The organism is Vibrio sp. 10N.222.46.A1 (assembly GCF_041473595.1).
In the GTDB taxonomy this organism is placed as follows: domain Bacteria; phylum Pseudomonadota; class Gammaproteobacteria; order Enterobacterales; family Vibrionaceae; genus Vibrio; species Vibrio tasmaniensis_A.
The window spans coordinates 1-774 of the sequence record NZ_JBFRSN010001603.1; the positions used below are offsets into that span (position 1 = coordinate 1).

Annotated in this window: 1 protein-coding gene; it reads left to right on the forward strand. The window is 31.9% G+C overall.

Going from position 1 to position 774, the window contains the following annotated elements; all coding sequences use genetic code 11:
• Nucleotides 1-26 precede the first annotated feature (26 nt).
• Nucleotides 27-774 (forward strand): O-methyltransferase (locus AB4496_RS28375; protein WP_372133393.1); only part of this gene is annotated, 748 nt, incomplete at its 3' end.

Here is a 774-nt window from a genome sequence, read left to right on the forward strand (position 1 = left end):
ATGTTGGTTTGGGTGCCAAATACTTCGTGGATTTTTTCTTATTCCATAAATCATTGCACATTGACAAAATGATTAGTATCGAAGGGGACACCAATAATCGGAAAAGGTATCATTTTAATAAGCCGTTTGATTGCATTGATATTAAATTCGGGCATTCAAATGCAGTTCTTCCAAAAATTAATTTGGATTCAAAAAGCATCATTTGGATGGATTATGACTCTCGATTTAATATAAGCATGTTGGATGATTTATCTATCGTCATATCAAAACTACAAAGTGGTTCAATTTTTTGTTTAAGTTATAACTCAGAAGTATATACACGTGATGAGTTAAAAGATTCTTCTGGAAAATTAGCAGCCGATGCTTATAAACAAAAATTTACCGAAATAGTTGGTGAAGATAACATTCCGCAGTCATTTGATGAACGAGGTTGGACAAGACAAAGTAACTTCTCAGGTTTTTTGTATGATTCAATAATTGCAAGACTGAACCGATCATTACAAGAAAGAAATGATCGACTAGTAAATGATGAAGAAAAACTACAGGTCAGGCAAGTTATGTATTTTGATTATGCAGATGGTAGTAGGATGGAAACATTAGGATTTGTATTATATAAAGTAGATGACCTAAAATTAGTTGATGTTTGCAACTTTGAAGGTTTGCCTTTTTTTAAATCAGGAAAGGAGAGTTTTACAATTAAAACCCCAAACTTAACACAGAAAGAAATCAGACATTTGTCAGAAAAGATGCCAAATTTTGATATAAGTCTTCTAG